This is a genomic window from Streptomyces sp. NPDC051218 (assembly GCF_044455475.1).
GTDB lineage: Bacteria > Actinomycetota > Actinomycetes > Streptomycetales > Streptomycetaceae > Streptomyces.
Genome location: NZ_JBITEU010000012.1, coordinates 21,163 through 38,280 on the forward strand (window position 1 = coordinate 21,163; position 17,118 = coordinate 38,280).

The following is a 17,118-nucleotide window of genomic DNA, read 5'->3' on the forward strand; positions in this document are numbered from 1 at the left end:
GAGCGGCGCGCGGCCATGCGCACGCTGTCCGCCGCTCCACGACGGAGATCCCGAGTACGGGAGCCGGGTCTCAAGCGAAGACGGCCAGGCTCTTGGCCTTGCCCTTCAGCTCCTCGGCCAGGACCAGGAACCGGCCCTCCGGATCGAAGACGGCGACGGCGCCGACCCCGGCGTACTCCCCCGGCATCTCGATCCGCACGCCGTTGAGCAGCAGCTTCGCCCGCTTCTCGTCCACGTCCCAGCGCGGGAACGCCGCATCGGCCGCGTCCGCCACCGGCATCACCGTCAGCTCCTCCTGGAGCTGGTCGATGGTCTTCGCCGCGTCCAGCTTGTACGGCCCGACGCGGGTGCGCCGCAGCGCGGTCAGATGACCGCCGACCCCGAGGTCCGCGCCGAGGTCACGGGCGAGGGCGCGGATGTACGTCCCCGAGGAGCAGACGACGGAGACGACCAGGTCGAGTACGGGGGTGCCGTCGTCGGCGACGGCGTCCCTGACGTCGTAGACGGTGAAGGCGGAGATCTTCACCGGCCGGGCGGGGATCTCGAAGTCCTCGCCCTCGCGCGCTCGCGCGTACGACCGCTTGCCGTCGATCTTGATGGCGCTGACCTTCGACGGCACCTGCATGATGTCGCCGGAGAGCTTGGCGATGCCCGCGTCGATGGCGTCCCGCTTGATCCCCGAGGCATCTGCGGACGAGGTGATCTCGCCCTCGGCGTCGTCCGTGACCGTGTTCTGCCCGAGGCGGATGGTCCCCAGGTACTCCTTCTCCGTCAGCGCGAGATGGCCGAGGAGCTTGGTCGCCCGCTCCACCCCGAGGACGAGGACGCCCGTCGCCATGGGGTCCAGGGTGCCCGCGTGGCCGACGCGGCGGGTCTTGGCGATCCCCCGCATCTTGGCGACCACGTCATGCGAAGTGAAGCCGGACGGCTTGTCGACGATGACAAGTCCGTCCGGCGTCTTGTTGCCGGTGTTGCTCATGCGCGGGCGTCGCCGTCCGTTTCTTCTGCGTCGTCGGCGGACTCGTCCTCCGGCTTGCGGTACGGGTCGGCCCCGCCGGCGAACTCGGCGCCCGCGGACACCTCGCGCACCTTCTCGTCCGACATCCGGGCCTTGTCGAGGAGGTCCTCGATGGCCTTGGCGTTGTCCGGCAGCGCATCCGCCACGAAGGTGAGACTCGGGGTGAACTTCACGCCCGCGGCCGCGCCGACCGCGGAACGGAGGACGCCCTTGGCGCTCTCCAGACCGGCGGCAGCCGCCGCGCGGTCCTCGTCGTCCCCGTAGACCGTGTAGAAGACGGTCGCCTCCCGCAGGTCACCCGTGACCCGGGTGTCCGTGATGGTCACATGCGTACCGAGCCGCGGGTCCTTGATCCCGCGCTGCAGCTTCTGGGCAACCACCTCTCGGATGAGGTCCGCCAGCCTTTTCGCCCGCGCGTTGTCGGCCACTGCTCCGTCTCCTTCTTCGCCTTGCTGTGCAATCAGTCTTCGTCGCCGTGGAGCCTGCGTCGAACGGAGAGCAGCTCCACCTCGGGACGGGCGGCGACCATGCGCTCGCACCGGTCCAGTACGTCGGTGAGGTGCCCCGTCTCCCCGGAGACCAGCGCCAGGCCGATCTCGGCCCTGCGATGGAGGTCCTGGTTTCCGGTCTCCGCCGCGCTCACTCCGTGCTTACGGATGAGTTCGGCGACGATCGGGCGGACGACGGAGCGTTTCTCCTTCAGCGAGTGAACGTCGCCGAGGAGCAGATCGAAGGACAGTGTCCCCACATACATGTGTGTCCGGATGTCCCGCCGGTTCGGGGTCGTGCCCCGCCAACCGCTTGGCAGGGACACAAGAACCGTACACGGAACGGCCGGGGCCGATCGACGGGATTTACCTCCCCTCGACCGGCCCCGGTTCGAGCTGCGTTGATCAGCCGCGAGGCTTCTCGCGCATCTCGTACGTCGCGATGACGTCGTCGATCTTGATGTCGTTGAAGTTGCCGAGGTTGATACCGCCCTCGAACCCTTCGCGGATCTCGGTGACGTCGTCCTTGAAGCGGCGCAGACCGGAGATGTTGAGGCTCTCCGCGATGACCTTGCCGTCGCGGATGAGGCGCGCCTTGGTGTTGCGCTTGACCTCGCCCGACCGGACAAGAACACCGGCGATGTTGCCCAGCTTGGACGAGCGGAAGATCTCGCGGATCTCCGCCGTGCCGAGCTCGACCTCTTCGTACTCCGGCTTGAGCATGCCCTTGAGGGCCGCTTCGATCTCTTCGATCGCCTGGTAGATGACCGAGTAGTACCGGACGTCCACGCCTTCGCGGTCGGCCATCTGCGCGGCACGACCGGCCGCACGGACGTTGAAGCCGATCACGATCGCGTCGGAGCCGGTCGCCAGGTCGATGTCCGACTCGGTGACCGCACCCACGCCGCGGTGCAGGACGCGGATGTCGACCTCTTCGCCGACGTCGAGCTGGAGCAGCGAGGACTCGAGAGCCTCCACCGAACCGGACGCGTCGCCCTTGATGATGAGGTTGAGTTCCTGCACCAGACCGGCCTTGAGGGCCTCGTCCAGGTTCTCCAGGGAGAACCGCACACCCTTGCGGGCGAAGCGGACGTTGCGCTCACGGGCGGCACGCTTCTCGGCGATCTGACGGGCCGTACGGTCCTCGTCGACGACCAGGAAGTTGTCGCCGGCACCCGGGACGTTGGTGAGACCGAGCACGAGGACCGGAGTCGAGGGACCCGCCTCGGTGACGTTCTCGCCCTTGTCGTCGAGCATCGCGCGGACTCGGCCGTACGCGTCGCCGACCACCATCGTGTCACCGACGCGGAGGGTACCGCGCTGGACCAGGACGGTCGCGACGGCGCCGCGGCCCTTGTCCAGGTGGGACTCGATCGCAATACCCTGCGCGTCCTGCTCCGGGTTGGCCCGCAGGTCGAGCGAGGCGTCCGCGGTCAGGACCACGGCCTCCAGGAGGGACTCGATGTTCTCGCCCTGCTTGGCGGAGATGTCGACGAACATCGTGTCGCCGCCGTACTCCTCGGCGACGAGACCGAACTCGGTGAGCTGACCGCGCACCTTGGTCGGGTCGGCACCCTCGACGTCGATCTTGTTGACCGCGACCACGATCGGCACCTCGGCCGCCTTGGCGTGGTTCAGCGCCTCGATCGTCTGCGGCATCACACCGTCGTTCGCCGCGACCACGAGGATCGCGATGTCGGTGGACTTCGCACCACGGGCACGCATGGCGGTGAACGCCTCGTGACCGGGGGTGTCGATGAAGGTGATCTTGCGGTCTTCGCCGTTGACCTCGGAAGAGACCTGGTACGCACCGATGTGCTGCGTGATGCCGCCGGCCTCGCCCGCAATGACGTTCGTCTTGCGGATCGCGTCCAGAAGGCGGGTCTTACCGTGGTCGACGTGACCCATGACGGTCACGACCGGCGGACGCGCGACGAGCATTTCCTCGTCGCCCTCGTCCTCGCCGAACTCGATGTCGAAGGACTCGAGCAGCTCGCGGTCCTCCTCCTCGGGGCTGACGATCTCGAGGACGAAGTTCATCTCGTCCGCGAGCAGCTTCAGCGTCTCGTCCGGCACGGACTGCGTGGCCGTGACCATCTCGCCGAGGTTCATCATCACGCCGACGAGCGACGCCGGGTTGGCGTTGATCTTCTCGGCGAAGTCGGTCAGCGAGGCACCACGGGACAGGCGGACCGCCTGGCCGTTGCCCCTCGGCAGCATGACGCCGCCGACCGACGGAGCCTGCATCGACTCGTACTCCTGGCGCCTCTGCCGCTTCGACTTGCGACCACGACGGGCGGGCCCGCCGGGACGGCCGAAGGCACCCTGCGTGCCACCACGGGCACCGGGACCGCCGGGACGGCCACCGAAGCCGGGACGGCCACCGCCGCCACCGGGACGACCGGCGAAGCCGCCGCCACCGCCACCGGGACCACCGGGACGACCGGCGAAGCCGCCGCCACCGCCACCGGGACCACCGGGACGGCCCGCGAAGCCGCCGCCACCGGGACGACCGCCGCCGCCACCGCCGGGTCGACCGCCACCGCCGGGACCACGGCCACCGCCGGGGCCACCACCGGGACGCGGGCCCGCGGCGGGACGCTGCGGCATCATGCCCGGGTTCGGACGGTTACCGCCGCCACCGGGGGCGCCGCCGGGACGCGGGGCACCACCCTGCGGGCGAGGCATGCCGCCGGGGCTGGGGCGAGCGCCGCCCTGGCCCTGCGGACGAGGAGCACCCTGGCCGCCCTGGCCCTGCGGGCGCGGGGCGCCGCCGGGACCGCCGGGGCCACCCTGGCCGCCGGGACGCGGGGCGCCGCCCGGACGGGGCGCCTGCGGGCGCGCCATGCCGGTGGAGCCACCAGAGGTGAAGGGGTTGTTGCCGGGACGCGGACCCGCCGGACGGCCACCGGGGCGCGGGGCGCCACCCTGGCCGCCGGGACGCGGGGCGCCCTGACGGTTGTCGCCGCGGTCGCCACGACCGCCCTGACCCTGACCCTGGCCACCCTGGCCGGGGGCCGGACGGCCCGCGGGCTTCGGGGCACCCGGGCGAGCGCCCGGACGGGGGCCTGCCGGCGCCGAGGAGGCGGCCGGAGCGGCCGGCGGAGCGGTGAACTCCGGGGCGGCCGGAGCCGGGGACGCCGGTGCGGCGGGCGCGGCCGGGGCAGCCGGAGCTGCCGGCGCCGGCTTGGGCGTCGGCGGCTTCGGACCCGGGCGCGGGCCGGGCGCGGCCGGAGAGGCCGCGGGCTTGTCGGCCGCGGCTTCGGGCTTGGCAGCCGGCGGCTTGGGCGCGGCCGGACCCGGACGGGCGGCCTGCGCGGGAGAGGGTGCCGACGGCGTCGCCGGCTTGGGGGCGGCCTGCTTGCGCGGCGCCCCGGGCTTGGCGGCGGCGGGCTTGCCGTTGCCACCGCCCTGGTTCAATGCGTCAGTCAATTTGCGTACTACGGGCGCCTCGATCGTCGAGGACGCCGAACGTACGAATTCACCGAGTTCTTGGAGCTTGGCCATGACGACCTTGCTCTCTACGCCGAACTCCTTGGCGAGCTCGTATACCCGGACCTTAGCCACTTCGCTCCTTTTAGGTCCGGGTTACGCCGGACCGTCGCTACTTCATGGGCGTACTCATCGCGTGCTCATCGAGTGCTCATCGCAATCTCGACCTACTTCCAACTCGCGGAATACCAGGGCCGCGCGGGGTTCCGCGCGACCTTCCTTACGGTGTTGCCTGCTGGGCAACTGTCTCGACGGCTCGGCGCAAGTCCGCCGTGTCGAGCGGGCCCGGGGCCCGGAAGGCCCTCGGGAACGCTCTGCGTCGGACCGCCAGGTCGAGACAGACCGGGACGGGGTGGATATACGCACCCCGGCCGGGCAGCGTACCGCTTGGATCGGGGGCGCAGGCGCCCTCTTTCGCCACGATGCGCAGCAGATCGCTCTTGGCCGCTCGCTCCCGGCACCCCACACAGGTGCGTTCAGGGCATGCGCGGGCTTGCGTCCGGCCAGACACGATTAAGTCTACCTCCCCGTATCGACCTCACCCCTTTGGGGCAAAAATCGAACGGTTGTTGTCTTGATCAGGACCCGATCAGGACTCCGAGTCGTCCTGCGGCTGCTCGGTGTCCGGACGGATGTCGATGCGCCAGCCCGTGAGCCGCGCGGCGAGGCGGGCGTTCTGGCCCTCCTTGCCGATCGCGAGGGACAGCTGGTAGTCGGGCACGGTCACCCGGGCCGAACGGGCCGCGAGGTCGACGATCTCCACCTTGCTGACCCGCGCCGGGGAGAGCGCGTGGGCGACCATCTCGCCCGGGTCGTCCGACCAGTCGACGATGTCGATCTTCTCGCCGTTGAGCTCAGCCATGACGTTGCGCACACGCTGGCCCATCGGGCCGATGCAGGCGCCCTTGGCGTTCAGGCCCGAGCGGGTCGAGCGCACCGCGATCTTGGTCCGGTGGCCGGCCTCACGGGCGATGGCCGAGATCTCGACCGAGCCGTCGGCGATCTCCGGCACCTCGAGCGCGAAGAGCTTCTTCACGAGGTTCGGGTGCGTGCGGGACAGCGTGACCGAGGGGCCACGGACACCCTTCGCCACCCGGACGACGTACGAACGAAGGCGCAGACCGTGGCTGTACTCCTCGCCAGGGACCTGCTCCTGCACCGGCAGGATGGCCTCGAGCTTGCCGATGTCGACGAGCACGTTCTTCGGGTCGCGGCCCTGCTGGACGACGCCGGTGACGATGTCGCCCTCACGGCCGGCGTACTCGCCGAGGGTGGCGTCGTCCTGGGCGTCGCGCAGGCGCTGCAGGATGACCTGCTTGGCGGTCGTCGCGGCGATCCGGCCGAAGTCGGACGGGGTGTCGTCGAACTCCTTGGCCTCCTGACCTTCTTCGAGGTCGGCCGGGTCCTCGGTCGCCCACACCGTCACATGGCCGCTGTCGCGGTCCAGCTTCACGCGTGCGCGACGGAAGCTTCCGTCGGTCCGGTGGTAGGCGATGAGGAGGGCCGACTCGATCGCCTCGACCAGCAGGTCGAAGGAGATCTCCTTCTCCCGGACCAGCCCCCGCAGGGCACTCATGTCGATGTCCATGGCTACGCCTCCTCTTCCTTCTTGTCCTTGCGGTTGAACTCGACCTCGACGCGCGCCTTGGCGATCGCGTCGAAGGTGAGCCTGCGGGCGGTGGGCTTGCGCCCCTTCACGCCCGGTACTTCGAGATCCACGCCTTCGTCGTCCACGTCGAGGATGCGGGCGATCAGTTCGTCGCCGCCCTCCGTCAGCTGGAACTTCACGAGGCGGCCGACGGCGCGCAGATAGTGGCGGTGCTCCGTCAGCGGGCGCTCGGCGCCCGGGGAGCCGACTTCGAGGGTGTACTCCCCGTCGCCCATCGCGTCGCTCTCGTCGAGCTTCTCGGAGAGTTCGCGGCTGATCTCAGCGATCTGATCCAGGTCCACGCCGTCGTCGGAGTCGATGACGACTCGCAGCACCCGCTTGCGTCCGACCGAGGCCACTTCGATCTCTTCGAGATCCAGTTCCTTCGAGCTGACGAGCGGTTCCAGCAGTTCTCGCAGCCTCTCGCTCTGGGTGGTGCTCATCCGGGTGACTCCTCGGCCGCGTGTGCTGTTGTGGGATCGTCGCGTGACAGGTCAAAGGGTATCCGGTCCCGAGGGGTGTTGCCGCCGCTGTCCGGGCCTTGTCAGGCTCTCGTCCCGCTCCTGTCCGGCCACGGGCGGCCTTGCGTCGAGCCGCTCACGCGTACGAGGGCAGCCCGCAGGTACGGTGATCACCGACTCGCCCATCTTCTGAACTTCTGACTGCCTGCCTTTCTGGCCTTCCTGCCGAGGACGTCTGCCGTGCCGTCGTATCCCACCCCTTCGCACGCCCGCTCGGGACCGCGCCGCAGAAGCCTGCTGACCGGGGCCGTCGGAGCCACCGGGGCCGTGCTGCTCTCGGGCTGCTCCGACTCCGGGTCCACGGACACGGACGAGCGTTCTTCCGACACCGCGCGGCTGCGTGCGCGTGCCGCCCGGGACAGCGGTGAGCTGCTGGGGCGGTACGACGCCGTCCTCGCCGCGCACCCCTCGCTGGCCGGAAGGCTCGATCCGCTGCGGACGGAGGTGAAGCGGCACGAGGCGGTCTTCGCCGAAGGGTCCGCACCCTCGTCTCCCCCGCCCTCCTCCCCTTCCGCCTCCGCGTCGCCCCCTGCGAAGCCCTCCGTCCCCAAGGACGAGAAGGACGCCGTGCGCGCGCTCGCCAAGGCCGAGCGGGAGCTGGCGAAGCGGCGCGGGAGCGAGCTCCTGGACGCGCCGCCGGAGGTCGCCAGGCTGTTCGCCTCGGTGGCGGCCGCGGGCGCCGCGCACGCGTATCTGCTGACGGAGGGCGACAAGTGAGCGATTCCAAGGACGAGTTGCAGGCGGTGCAGGCCGCGCTGGGCGCCGAGCACGCCGCCGTGTACGGCTTCGGGGTCGTCGGCGGCCGGATCGGTGAGGACCGCAGGGCCGAGGCGCGCACGGCATACGACGCGCATCGCGCCCGGCGCGACGAGTTGCAGCGCGCCGTGCGCGACCTGGGCGGCGAGCCGGAGCCGTCAGCGGCCGCCTACGCGCTGCCGTTCGCGGTGCCGGACTCCGCGGCCGCCGTGCGGCTCGCCACGCAGTTGGAGGAGCGGGTCGCGGGGGTCTACTCGGATCTCGTACGTGCCGCCACCGGCGCCCGGCGCGGGAGCGCCGCCGAAGCGCTGCGGGAGGCGGCGGTCCGCGCGGCGCGGTGGCGCGGCGGGAGCGTAACCTTCCCTGGTCTCGCCGAGCGGGCCGCCACTCCTGGCACCTCGGCACCCAAGGCCTGACCCGCTCCGGAAGGGAACACCTCGCGTATGGCTCTCGAACCGCCCCAGCGTCTCGTCACCGCCCTGGGTGAGACGGCGCAGGACGGCGACGACTGGCTGGGGAAGCTGCCCGGGGCAGCTGAACAGGCCGCCGCCCTACGCGAGTTGACCGTCGAGCGGGTCCACGTGCCCGGCGGGCGCAGCAGCCTCGTCGTCCTGGTGCGCCAGGCCGACGGCACGCCCGCGGTCCTGAAGCTGGTGCCGCCGAGGTCGCGGCCCGAGAGCGAGCGGGCCGCGCTGGCGCACTGGAACGGGCTCGGTGCCGTACGGCTGCTCGATCCCTCCGCCGCGGACGGGGCGCTCCTCCTCGAACGGCTGCACCGCGATGTGTCGGTCCGTTCGTTGCCCGAGGCCAAGGCCCTGCTGGAGGCGGCGGGCACGCTGCGGCGGCTGTGGGTGGAGCCGCCCACGGATCACCGTTTCGAGACGGTCGCCGAGCGGACGGGGCGGCAGGCCGAGGCGATGCGGGGGTCCGCCGACGGGGAGGCCGCGCCGCTGGTGGATGCGGCGCTGGCGGCTCGGGACGAGTTGCTCGCGGGGGCGCCGGGTGAGGTGCGGCTGCTGCACGGGACGTTTCGGCAGAGCAAGGTCCTTCAGGGGGACAGGTTGCCGTGGCTGGCCGTGGGGCCCGACCCGGTGGTCGGGGAGCCCGCCTTCGACCTGGCGCGGCTCGTGCGCGACCGCGTGGAGGACCTGATCGCCTCCCCCTCGGGGGCGTCGATCACCCGCCGCCGGGTGAAGAAGCTGGCCGAGTCGCTGGATGTGGATCAGGAGCGGCTGCGGGGGTGGACGTTGTTCCGCGCGGTGGAATCCGGGGTCCGGGCCCGCCGTGTGGGGCGGGAGCAGGATGCGGAGCTGTTGTTGGAGTTCGCGGGGTGGTTGTAGGGGGGCGGGCCCTCGGCGCGGGAGCCCTGCGTGCCGCAATCACCGGCTTCGCCGAGTTCGTCCTCAATCGCCGGACGGGCTGAGAATCTCAGCCCGTCCGGCGATTGAGGACACCTTGTCGGGGGTCCAGGGGGCGGAGCCCCATGGTTTCGGGAAGGGGTGGGATTGGGGAGAGCCCCGCAGGGCCCGCCCGCACCCCAGCCCGAATCAGGCAGTCAGCCGCGCCACAGCCTCCGCCACCGTCAGCTCCTCGCGCTCCCCGGTCCGCCGGTCCTTCAGCTCCACCACGCCCTCGGCGGAGCGACGGCCGGCCACCAGAATCTGCGGCATACCAATCAGCTCCGCGTCAGTGAACTTCACGCCGGGCGAGACGCCCGCACGGTCATCGACCAGGACCCGCACACCCGCGGCGTTCAGCTGCTCGGAGACGTCGAGGGCCAGCTCCGTCTGGAGCGCCTTGCCCGCGGCCACCACGTGGACGTCGGCGGGGGCGATCTCCTTGGGCCAGCACAGGCCCTTGTCGTCCGCCGTCTGCTCGGCGAGCGCCGCCACCGCGCGCGAGACGCCGATGCCGTACGAGCCCATGGTCACGCGGACCGGCTTGCCCTCCTTGCCGAGGACGTCCAGCTGGAAGGCGTCGGCGAACTTGCGGCCCAGCTGGAAGATGTGGCCGATCTCGATGGCGCGGTCCAGCTGCAGGCCGGTGCCGCACTTGGGGCAGGGGTCGCCCTCCTCGACGACCACGACGTCGAGGTAGTCGTCGACCTCGAAGTCACGGCCCGCGACGACGTTCTTCGCGTGCGTGTTGATCTTGTTGGCGCCGGTGATCCAGGCGGTGCCCGCCGCCACCCGCGGGTCGGCGATGTAGCGGACCTTCTCCAGGCCCTGCGGACCGACGTAGCCGCGTACGAGATCGTCGCGGCCCTCGAAATCCTCCGCCGTCACCAGCTCCACGACGGCGGGCGCCAGGTGCTCGCCGAGCTTGCCGAGGTCGACCTCGCGGTCGCCGGGGACGCCCACGGCGACGATCTCGCCGTCGACCTTGATCAGGAGGTTCTTCAGGGTCGCGGAGGCCGGGACGCCGAGGTGGGCCGCGAGCGTCTCGATCGTCGGGGTGTCGGGGGTGTCCAGGTCCTCGACCGGGCCGTGCGCCGAACCGTCCACCTCGGCGGCGACGAAGGACACCGCCTCCGTGTTCGCCGCGTAGTCGCACGCGGGGCAGTCCACGAACGTGTCCTCACCGGCCGGCGCGGGCGCCAGGAACTCCTCGGACGCGGAGCCGCCCATCGCGCCGGAGACGGCGGAGACGATGCGGTGGTCGAGGCCGAGACGCTCGAAGATCTTGATGTACGCGGCGCGGTGCAAGTCGTACGAGGCGGCGAGGCCCTCGTCCGTCGTGTCGAAGGAGTACGAGTCCTTCATCTGGAACTCGCGGCCACGCAGCACACCGGCGCGGGGGCGGGCCTCGTCGCGGTACTTCGTCTGGATCTGGTAGAGGATCACCGGCAGGTCCTTGTAGGACGAGCACTGGTCCTTGACGATCTGGGTGAAGATCTCCTCGTGCGTGGGACCGAGGAGGTAGTCCGCGCCCTTGCGGTCCTTGAGACGGAAGAGCAGGTCGCCGTACTCGTCGTAGCGGCCCGTCGCGTCGTACGACTCCTTGGGCAGGAGCGCGGGCAGGAGCACTTCCTGGGCGCCGATGGCGTCCATCTCCTCGCGCACGACGTGGGTGATGTTCTCCAGGACCTTCTTGCCCAGCGGGAGCCAGGACCAGATGCCGGCGGCGGTGCGGCGGACGTATCCGGCCCGCACGAGCAGCTTGTGGTTGAGCGTCTCGGCGTCCGCCGGGTCGTCGCGCAGTGTCTTGATCATCAATCGGGACATGCGCTGGACCTGGGCCATGGTGAACTCCTGCGTGGAAAGAATGATGTGCAGGAGGTTAGCCGGGGCGCGGGGGCGTGCGGAAATCGGTTAGGTGCCGGGGCGCCTCAGCGGGAGCGGCGCGCCCATCACCGCGTACGGCTTCGGGGCGCTGGGGAACTGGACGTCGCGGGCCAGGTCCGCGTACCCGAGGGAGCGGTAGAGGCCCCGCGCGGGGCTCTCGATGTCGATCGCGGAGAGGATCGAGCGGGGCTGGTCGACGGCGTCCGTGATGGTGGTGATGAGGGTGCGGCCGACCCCGCGGTTCTGGTGGCCGGGCTGCACATGGAGCTCGGTGATCACGAAGGAGTCGTCGAGCCACTCGTCGCTGCCGCCGGCCCGCAGATACGGCTCGACGACCGTGGACCACCAGTGGCCGCGGTCGTTCGGCATGCCGTAGACGAAGCCGACGAGCCGCCCCTCGGGGGTGCTTGCGCCGAGCGCGCGGGCCCCGGGGTAGGTGATGTGCCGCAGCACGATCTGCCGCCGCACGGCCACCTCGTCGTCGCTGAGCCCGAAGGCGTGGGCCTGCACCCGCAGCGCCTCGTCCACGTGCGTGGCGAGGTCCAGCGGACCGATCACGACGTCGTCAGTCATGCGCCGAACCTTAACTCGCGGACAGGGGTACGTGAGGAGTGCGATGTGAGACGCGTAGGACCCGGAAGGGGACTAGAACAGGACACTCATGAACGCCCCGACCTCCTGGAACCCCACCCGCCGGTACGCCGCCCTGGCCGCGGTGTTGAAGTCGTTGACGTAGAGACTGACTACCGGGGCGACGTCCGTCAGGGCGTAGCGCAGGACGGCCGCCATGCCCGGTGCCGCGTAGCCCTGTCCCCGGAACTCGGGGGCCACCCAGACGCCCTGTACCTGGCAGGCCTGTGCCGTGGCCGCGCCGATCTCCGCCTTGAAGATGACCTTGCCGTCGCGGTCGAGGCGTGCGAACGAGCGCCCCGCGCCGACGAGTTCGGCGACCCGCGCCTGGTAGAGGAGGCCGCCGTCGCCCGCCATCGGCGAGATGCCGACTTCCTCGGTGAACATCGCCACGCACGCGGGCATGATCGTCTCCATCTCGTCCTTGCGGACGCGACGGACGTACGGGTCGGGGGTGATGTCGTGCGGGAGACGGTCGGTGACCATCAGGGGCTGCTGGGTGCGGACCTCGCGGGCGGGGCCCCAGGACGGTTCGAGCAGCCGCCACAGCTGGGCGGTGGGTTCGGCGGGGCCGACGATGGAGGAGCAGCGGCGGCCTGCCCTGCGGGCGCGGTCGGCGAAGGCGCGGACCGCTCGCGGGGTCGCGCAGATCGGGACGAGGTTGGCGCCCGCGTAGCAGAGGGACTCCAGCATTCCGTCCTGGTACCAGCCCCACATCTCGCCGCCGAGCCGCCAGGGGTCGAGGCCGGCGACGCGGACTCGTGAGGTCACGAAGGCGTTGGCCACGGGCTCGCGGTCGAGGACGGCGAGCGCGGCGTCCAGGTCACTCGGTTCGAGGACCCTGGTGGTGGTCTGAGTCAACACGTGCGGGGGCCTCACCATACGGTCTGCTGATCTCCGCACTGTACCTGGCGGGGGCGCCTTGTGCGGGGGGTGCCTTTTGTCCCGTGGGGTTCCCTTGTCGTGAGGCGGGGCCGACCGGTGGGGCCGGCGCCATTTCGCCGCTTCGCGGCGGGTCTCCCGCCCACCCACCCGATTGCCCCGCATCCCCCCGTGCCGTGAGCCAGCTGAGCCTGGCCCCGACGCAGCAGGTTCCCGCCCGCTCGATCGCTCGGGGGTGATCGGGTGGGTGGGCGGGAAACATCCGCCGCGGAGCGGCGGTTCAGGCCGGCGGCGGCCCGCACGTCAGCCGGCAGGCTCAGCCCCAAAACAACCGGCAACCGCAGCCGCCACGTACCCAGCAGACGCACCTGGGCCCCGCCACCAGATACGCCGGTGGCGGGGCCCACGTACACGAGAGAATCAGCCCGCGACCGCCACCGACGGCTCCCCGGAGGGAACCCCGTCCTTCTCCATCTGTTCGGCGATCTTCATGGCCTCTTCGATGAGGGTCTCCACGATCTTCGACTCGGGGACGGTCTTGATGACCTCGCCCTTCACGAAGATCTGGCCCTTGCCGTTGCCGGACGCGACGCCGAGGTCCGCCTCGCGGGCCTCGCCGGGGCCGTTCACGACGCAGCCCATGACGGCGACGCGCAGGGGGACCTCCATGCCGTCAAGGCCGGCGGTGACCTCTTCGGCCAGCTTGTAGACGTCGACCTGGGCGCGGCCGCAGGACGGGCAGGAGACGATCTCCAGGCGGCGCGGCTTGAGGTTCAGGGACTCCAGGATCTGGATGCCGACCTTGATCTCCTCGACCGGCGGAGCCGAGAGCGAGACGCGGATCGTGTCGCCGATGCCCTCGGAGAGCAGCGCGCCGAAGGCGACCGCCGACTTGATCGTGCCCTGGAAGGCCGGGCCCGCCTCCGTCACGCCGAGGTGCAGGGGGTAGTCACTGGCCGCGGCGAGCTGGCGGTAGGCGTTGACCATGACCACCGGGTCGTTGTGCTTGACCGAGATCTTGATGTCCCGGAAGCCGTGCTCCTCGAAGAGCGACGCCTCCCAGAGGGCCGACTCGACCAGGGCCTCCGGGGTGGCCTTGCCATACTTCTTGAGGAGGCGCGCGTCCAGCGAGCCCGCGTTCACGCCGATGCGGATCGGGGTGCCGGCGTCCTTCGCGGCGCGCGCGATCTCCTTGACCTTGTCGTCGAACTGCTTGATGTTGCCCGGGTTCACACGGACGGCGGCGCAACCGGCGTCGATCGCCGCGAAGACGTACTTCGGCTGGAAGTGGATGTCGGCGATCACCGGGATCTGCGACTTCCGCGCGATCGTCGCGAGTGCGTCCGCGTCGTCCTGTGTCGGACACGCCACCCGCACGATCTGGCAGCCGGACGCCGTCAGTTCGGCGATCTGCTGCAGCGTCGCCCCGATGTCGGACGTACGCGTCGTCGTCATCGACTGCACCGACACCGGTGCGTCCCCGCCGACGGCGACCGTACCGACCTGGATCTTGCGGCTGACGCGGCGGTCGGCGAGCTTGGTCGGTACGGACGGAATTCCGAGAGAAACGGCAGTCATCTGGCGTGCATCCCCAAGGTGTGGATCAAGGTCCCGAGTTCGGCGGGCTCCAGACTTCGAGATTACGGCACCCCACAGGGCCCGAGCACATCACGTCCGTAAGTCCACCCAAAGGTGGGCGGCCGGACACAGAGAGTGCCCGGCCGCCCCAAACTTCGCCTTATCAGGAGATTCTCACCGGGTTAACAACGTCCGCGATCAGGACGAGGATCGTGAAGCAGATGAAGATCCCGGCCACCACGTAGGCGACGGGCATCAGCTTCGCGACGTCGAAGGGGCCCGGGTCGGGCCGCTTCAGGAGCTTGGCCGCCTTGCGGCGGACCGACTCCCACAGCGCCCCGGCGATGTGACCGCCGTCCAGCGGCAGCAGCGGCAGCATGTTGAACAGGAACAGCGAGAGGTTGAAGCCCGCCACCAGGAACAGCATCATCGCGATCTGGTTCTCCGGCGGGATGTCCAGCGTGAAGACCTCGCCGCCCACGCGGGCCGCGCCGACGACGCCCATCGGGGAGTCCTGCTTGCGGTCGCCGTCCCCGAAGGCCGCGTCCCACAGGTCGGGGATCTTGGAGGGCAGCGCGATGAGCGACTCGACGCCGTTCTCCATCATGTCGCCCATGCGGCTCACGGAGTCGCCGAAGCCCTGCTGGACGACGCCGGTGGCGGGGGTGAAGCCGAGGAAGCCCGCGGAGACGTACTTGCCCTCCACATAGCCGCCCTCACCGTCGGTCTTGCTGACCTGGTTCTTGATGAGGTTGGCCTGCAGGTCGACCTGCTTGCCGTCGCGCTCGACCGTGATGGTGGCCGGGCCGATCGTCTCGCGGATCTTGCCCTGGAGCGCGGACCAGTCGTCGATGGGCTGCCCCTGGAAGCCGACGATCTTGTCGCCGAGCTTCAGGCCCGCCGCCTTGGCGGGCGCGACCGTGTCGCCCTTCTCGCACTTCGTGCGGTTCTCGCTCTGCTGGATGACGCAGTCGGACACCTTGCCGACCGTCGTCGTCTGCGTGCTGATGCCGAAGGTCATCATCACGCCGAGGAAGATCGCCACGGCCAGGATCAGGTTCATGAACGGGCCCGCGAACATCACGATCACGCGCTTCCACGGCTTGCGCGTGTAGAAGAGCCGCGTCTCGTCGCCGGGCTTGAGCTCCTCGAAGGCGGCCGACCGCGCGTCCTCGATCATGCCGCGCCAGGGGGAGGTGGACCGTGCCTCAAGGCGTCCGTCAGGGCCCGGCGGGAACATGCCGATCATGCGGATGTACCCGCCGAGGGGGATGGCCTTGATGCCGTACTCGGTGTCGCCCTTCTTGCGCGAGAAGATCGTCGGGCCGAAACCGACCATGTACTGCGGCACGCGGATGCCGAACAGCTTGGCGGTCGACAGGTGACCCAGCTCGTGCCAGGCGATCGAGAACAGCAGCCCGACCGCGAAGACGACTATGCCGAGGATCATCATCAAGGTCGTCATGCGCGGGCCTCCGCGGTCGCCTTCGCCGTCAGTTCACGGGCCCGGGCGCGCGCCCAGGTCTCCGCTTCGAGGACGTCCGCGACGGTCAGGGAAGTTCCCGCGGACGGTGTGCCGTGTTCGGCGACGATCTCCGTGACGGTCTCCATGATCCCGTTGAAGGGCAGGGCGCCGTTCAAGAACGCGTCCACGCACTCCTCGTTTGCGGCATTGAACACTGCCGGGGCCGTACCCGCGAGCTTCCCCACGTGCCGGGCGAGCCCGACCGACGGGAAAGCGTCGTTGTCCAGGGGGAAGAACTCCCAGCTGGAGGCCTTCGTCCAGTCGAAGGCGGGCGCCGCGTCCGGCACCCGCTCGGGCCAGCCGATGCCGATGGCGATCGGGCCGCCCATGTCCGGCGGCGTGGCCTGGGCCAGCGTCGATCCGTCGGTGAACTCGACCATGGAGTGCACGTAGGACTGAGGGTGGACGACGACCTCGATGCGCTCGAAGGGGATGTCGTAGAGGAGGTGTGCCTCGATCACCTCCAGGCCCTTGTTGACGAGTGTCGCGGAGTTCACCGTGATGACCGGGCCCATGGCCCAGGTGGGGTGCGCGAGCGCGTCGTCCGGCGTGACATTCGCCAGATCGGCCTTCGTACGTCCCCGGAACGGGCCACCGGAGGCGGTGACGACCAGCTTGCGCACGTCGGCGCGGGTGCCCGCCGCGAGCGCCTGGAAGAGCGCGGCGTGCTCGGAGTCGACGGGGATGATCTGCCCCGGCTTGGCGAGCGCCTTCACCAGGGGCCCGCCGACGATCAGCGACTCCTTGTTGGCGAGCGCGAGGGTGCGGCCCGCTTCGAGCGCGGCGAGCGTGGGCGCGAGCCCGATGGAGCCAGTGATGCCGTTCAGGACGGTGTGGCAGTCGGACGCGGCGACCTGCGTGGCCGCGTCGGGCCCGGCGAGGATCTCGGGCAGCGGCTCGTCGCCGTACTGCCCCTTCAGCGCCTCGCGCAGCGCCGGTACGACGTCCTCGCGGGCCACGGCCACGGTCCGCACCCGCAGCTGCCTCGCCTGCTCGGCGAGCAGTCCGACGCGGCCACCGGCGGCGGAGAGCGCGGTGACGCGGAAGCGACGGGGGTTGCGCAGGACGAGGTCGATGGCCTGGGTGCCGATCGAACCGGTCGAGCCGAGGATGACGATGTCCCGCGGACCGTCCGTCGCGACGGGGTCGAAGACGAGATGCGGGTCGGCGAGGGGGGCTGGGCTGTCGCTCATCCCCCCATTCTGGCCTGGGCGGAGGTGTGAGGAGACACTGCGCCCCGATCCGGTCGGCCGAAATCGTGTTCCGGGGCGTTCCCGCGGCAGGGAACGCCCCGGA

General features: G+C 70.5%; 16 protein-coding genes. 3 read left to right on the forward strand and 13 right to left on the reverse strand.

The window, feature by feature from the left end; genetic code table 11:
• Window positions 1–70 precede the first annotated feature (70 nt).
• The 7 genes from truB to rimP all read right to left on the reverse strand — a co-directional run bounded on the left by truB (window position 71) and on the right by rimP (window position 7,089).
• Window positions 71–979 carry a tRNA pseudouridine(55) synthase TruB gene (gene truB, locus ACIBCK_RS32200; RefSeq protein WP_399395998.1) on the reverse strand — a complete coding sequence of 303 codons (909 nt, stop codon included), beginning with the start codon at window positions 977–979 and terminating at the stop codon, window positions 71–73.
• On the reverse strand, window positions 976–1,446 hold the full coding sequence (rbfA, locus tag ACIBCK_RS32205; protein ID WP_399396000.1) for a 30S ribosome-binding factor RbfA: 471 nt from the start codon (window positions 1,444–1,446) through the stop codon (window positions 976–978). Before rbfA ends, truB begins: the two co-directional genes overlap by 4 nt.
• Window positions 1,447–1,478: 32 nt before the next feature.
• The gene (locus tag ACIBCK_RS32210) at window positions 1,479–1,772 is read right to left on the reverse strand and encodes a DUF503 domain-containing protein (RefSeq protein WP_367045270.1); all 294 of its coding nucleotides are present in this window, start codon (window positions 1,770–1,772) and stop codon (window positions 1,479–1,481) included.
• A gap of 139 nt (window positions 1,773–1,911) precedes the next feature.
• Complete coding sequence (infB, locus tag ACIBCK_RS32215; RefSeq protein WP_399396001.1) at window positions 1,912–5,073, reverse strand: translation initiation factor IF-2; 3,162 nt, start codon at window positions 5,071–5,073, stop codon at window positions 1,912–1,914.
• A gap of 145 nt (window positions 5,074–5,218) precedes the next feature.
• Window positions 5,219–5,509 carry a YlxR family protein gene (locus ACIBCK_RS32220; protein ID WP_160507520.1) on the reverse strand — a complete coding sequence of 97 codons (291 nt, stop codon included), beginning with the start codon at window positions 5,507–5,509 and terminating at the stop codon, window positions 5,219–5,221.
• A 78-nt stretch (window positions 5,510–5,587) separates the two neighbouring features.
• Window positions 5,588–6,586 carry a transcription termination factor NusA gene (nusA, locus tag ACIBCK_RS32225; protein WP_399396003.1) on the reverse strand — a complete coding sequence of 333 codons (999 nt, stop codon included), beginning with the start codon at window positions 6,584–6,586 and terminating at the stop codon, window positions 5,588–5,590.
• Between the two features lie 2 nt (window positions 6,587–6,588).
• On the reverse strand, window positions 6,589–7,089 hold the full coding sequence (gene rimP / locus ACIBCK_RS32230; RefSeq protein WP_399396004.1) for a ribosome maturation factor RimP: 501 nt from the start codon (window positions 7,087–7,089) through the stop codon (window positions 6,589–6,591).
• A gap of 258 nt (window positions 7,090–7,347) precedes the next feature.
• On the opposite strand from rimP, the gene ACIBCK_RS32235 reads away from it, so the two are divergent.
• From ACIBCK_RS32235 to ACIBCK_RS32245, 3 genes are read left to right on the forward strand one after another with little or no spacing between them, the layout of a single operon-like run.
• Window positions 7,348–7,884 (forward strand): hypothetical protein, encoded by a 537-nt coding sequence (locus tag ACIBCK_RS32235; protein WP_399396006.1) that lies wholly within the window; start codon window positions 7,348–7,350, stop codon window positions 7,882–7,884.
• Entirely contained in the window at window positions 7,881–8,339 is a 459-nt protein-coding gene (locus ACIBCK_RS32240) for a ferritin-like domain-containing protein (protein WP_399396008.1), read from the forward strand. The genes ACIBCK_RS32235 and ACIBCK_RS32240 overlap by 4 nt, the downstream gene beginning before the upstream one ends.
• A gap of 27 nt (window positions 8,340–8,366) precedes the next feature.
• Entirely contained in the window at window positions 8,367–9,263 is an 897-nt protein-coding gene (locus tag ACIBCK_RS32245; RefSeq protein ID WP_399396010.1) for an aminoglycoside phosphotransferase family protein, read from the forward strand.
• Window positions 9,264–9,470: 207 nt separating this feature from the next.
• Here the strand turns inward: ACIBCK_RS32245 and ACIBCK_RS32250 are convergent, their stop codons facing one another.
• The 6 genes from ACIBCK_RS32250 to dxr form a co-directional block, all read right to left on the reverse strand.
• On the reverse strand, window positions 9,471–11,165 hold the full coding sequence (locus tag ACIBCK_RS32250) for a proline--tRNA ligase (protein ID WP_399396011.1): 1,695 nt from the start codon (window positions 11,163–11,165) through the stop codon (window positions 9,471–9,473).
• A gap of 69 nt (window positions 11,166–11,234) precedes the next feature.
• A complete protein-coding gene (locus tag ACIBCK_RS32255; RefSeq protein ID WP_399396013.1) occupies window positions 11,235–11,780 on the reverse strand; it encodes a GNAT family N-acetyltransferase in 546 nt (181 codons plus the stop codon).
• Window positions 11,781–11,852: 72 nt separating this feature from the next.
• Window positions 11,853–12,701, reverse strand: coding sequence for a GNAT family N-acetyltransferase (locus tag ACIBCK_RS32260; RefSeq protein WP_399396015.1), 849 nt, complete (start codon window positions 12,699–12,701; stop codon window positions 11,853–11,855).
• A gap of 438 nt (window positions 12,702–13,139) precedes the next feature.
• Window positions 13,140–14,297, reverse strand: coding sequence for a flavodoxin-dependent (E)-4-hydroxy-3-methylbut-2-enyl-diphosphate synthase (gene ispG, locus ACIBCK_RS32265; protein WP_399396017.1), 1,158 nt, complete (start codon window positions 14,295–14,297; stop codon window positions 13,140–13,142).
• Window positions 14,298–14,460: 163 nt separating this feature from the next.
• Window positions 14,461–15,762 (reverse strand): M50 family metallopeptidase, encoded by a 1,302-nt coding sequence (locus ACIBCK_RS32270; RefSeq protein ID WP_399396019.1) that lies wholly within the window; start codon window positions 15,760–15,762, stop codon window positions 14,461–14,463.
• Window positions 15,759–17,015 carry a 1-deoxy-D-xylulose-5-phosphate reductoisomerase gene (gene dxr / locus ACIBCK_RS32275; RefSeq protein WP_399396021.1) on the reverse strand — a complete coding sequence of 419 codons (1,257 nt, stop codon included), beginning with the start codon at window positions 17,013–17,015 and terminating at the stop codon, window positions 15,759–15,761. Before dxr ends, ACIBCK_RS32270 begins: the two co-directional genes overlap by 4 nt.
• Window positions 17,016–17,118: the final 103 nt, after the last annotated feature.

Bases quoted from the DNA above. Each gene is read 5' to 3' on its own strand.
- truB (WP_399395998.1), bottom strand. From the start codon at position 979: ATGAGCAACACCGGCAACAAGACGCCGGACGGACTTGTCATCGTCGAC.
- ACIBCK_RS32210 (WP_367045270.1), bottom strand. From the start codon at position 1,772: ATGTATGTGGGGACACTGTCCTTCGATCTGCTCCTCGGCGACGTTCAC.
- nusA (WP_399396003.1), bottom strand. From the start codon at position 6,586: ATGGACATCGACATGAGTGCCCTGCGGGGGCTGGTCCGGGAGAAGGAG.
- rimP (WP_399396004.1), bottom strand. From the start codon at position 7,089: ATGAGCACCACCCAGAGCGAGAGGCTGCGAGAACTGCTGGAACCGCTC.
- ACIBCK_RS32245 (WP_399396010.1), top strand. From the start codon at position 8,367: ATGGCTCTCGAACCGCCCCAGCGTCTCGTCACCGCCCTGGGTGAGACG.
- ACIBCK_RS32250 (WP_399396011.1), bottom strand. From the start codon at position 11,165: ATGGCCCAGGTCCAGCGCATGTCCCGATTGATGATCAAGACACTGCGC.
- ACIBCK_RS32255 (WP_399396013.1), bottom strand. From the start codon at position 11,780: ATGACTGACGACGTCGTGATCGGTCCGCTGGACCTCGCCACGCACGTG.
- ispG (WP_399396017.1), bottom strand. From the start codon at position 14,297: ATGACTGCCGTTTCTCTCGGAATTCCGTCCGTACCGACCAAGCTCGCC.
- ACIBCK_RS32270 (WP_399396019.1), bottom strand. From the start codon at position 15,762: ATGACGACCTTGATGATGATCCTCGGCATAGTCGTCTTCGCGGTCGGG.
- dxr (WP_399396021.1), bottom strand. From the start codon at position 17,015: ATGAGCGACAGCCCAGCCCCCCTCGCCGACCCGCATCTCGTCTTCGAC.